The organism is Candidatus Methylomirabilota bacterium (assembly GCA_036005065.1).
In the GTDB taxonomy this organism is placed as follows: Bacteria; Methylomirabilota; Methylomirabilia; order Rokubacteriales; family DASRDR01; genus DASYQW01.
Window position 1 is genome coordinate 1 of the sequence record DASYQW010000243.1, and the last position, 1,625, is coordinate 1,625.

General features: G+C 73.7%; 1 protein-coding gene. It reads left to right on the forward strand.

All coding sequences use genetic code 11. The annotated features are described in order from the left end of the window. Positions 1 to 1,625, forward strand: a 1,625-nt coding sequence (locus tag VGW35_17435; GenBank protein HEV8309446.1) for an AAA family ATPase, incomplete at both ends; no start/stop codon positions are given.

Below are 1,625 nucleotides of genomic sequence, written 5' to 3' on the forward strand. Positions count from 1 at the left end.
CCGGGGAGGAGGGGATCGGCAAGACGACGCTGTGGGGGGCGGTCCTCTCCCGGGCCCAAGCGCGCGGATTCCGGGTGCTCTCGGCACGACCCGTGGAGTCAGAAGCGACGCTGGCCTTCGCCGCCGTGGCCGACCTGTTGCGAGACGGCTTCGACCAGGCCGTGGTCTCCCTACCGGCGCCGCAGCGGACGGCGCTGGAAGCGGCCCTGCTGCGAGGCGACCGCGAGGGGATCCCGGAGCCGAGGGCCGTCGCGTTCGGGTTCCACGGCAGCCTGCTTGCCTTGGCGCGGTCCGCTCCGTTGCTCGTCGGGGTGGATGACGTGCAGTGGCTGGACGCGCCCTCGGCCCGCGTGCTCGGGTTCGCGCTCCGGCGGCTGGAGCGCGTCCCGGTCGGGGTGGTGGTTGCCCTGCGAGCCGCTCCGGATGCGGAAGTCCCGAGCCCCCTCGGTCTGGACGGGAGCTGGCCGGAGGAGCGGATCTACCGTGTGCCGGTCCGCCCCCTCGGCCTGGAGGTGCTCCGACGGATCCTTCTCTCCAAGCTCGGGACGGGATTGCCCCACTGGGCGCTGGTGCAGCTCCACGAGGCCTCGGGTGGGAATCCGTTCCTCGCTCTGGAGCTGGCGCGAGCCCTCGTGCGACGCGGGGTCGATGTCCAGCCCGGGCAGGCACTCCAGATACCAGAACGACTGGCGGAGTTGTTGAGCGAACGGCTCGCCCTGCTGTCCAGGTCGGTCCGCGAGCTACTCCTTTTCGTCTCGGCCTCGCCGCAGCCGACGCTGACGTCGATCGCGCGGGCGCTTGGGGATCCGCCGGGGTTCGGCGACGACGTGCAGGCCGCGGTGCAGGCCGACGTGATCGAGATCTCGGGAGATCGCATCCGGTTCTCAAACCCGCTGCTCGGCACGGCCCTGTACTCGGGGTCGGCACCGGAGGAACGCCAGCGGGCGCATCGGCTGCTCGCCGAGGTGGCCTCCGACCGCGAGGAACGGGCCCGACACCTGGCCCTGGCGGCGGAGGGGCCGGACGAGCCGGTGGCGCAGTTGCTGGAAGACGCGGCCCAGCGGGCCCGGTCCCACGGGGCTCCGGACGCCGCCGCCCAGCTCGCCGAGCTCTCCAGGGCGCTGACGCCCGCCGAGCGGGTCGAGGCGCGCAACCGGCGGACGGCCCATGCCGGCCGCTACGCGTTCGAGTCGGCCCAGGTCGAGCGCGCCGAGGAGCTTCTCCAGGAGGCGGCGGCGGCCTCCACCGGACCGATGCGGGCGGAGGCGCTGCTGTACCTCAGCCGGGTCCACTACCACCGCCGCGACGCCTCGTCGGCGGCGGCCCTGGCCGAGCGGGCCCTTCGGGAGGCGAGGGAGGATCCGTCCCTCCAGGCCAGCATCAACCTCGAGCTGGCGGTGGCGGCCGAGGTCTCCGGCCACCACCGATCCGCGACCGCCCGGGCCCGCCGCGCCGTGCAGCTGGCGGAGCGTTCCGGGGCCAGAACGATCATCGCCGAGTCGCTCGCCGTGCTCGGGTTCTACGAGTTCCTCGCCGGCAAGGGCTTCCCCACCGACAGGCTCGAGCGGGCCACGTCGCTGCAGGGCGAGGGCTTTCCCCTGCGACCGCTGCGGAGTCCCCCCTTC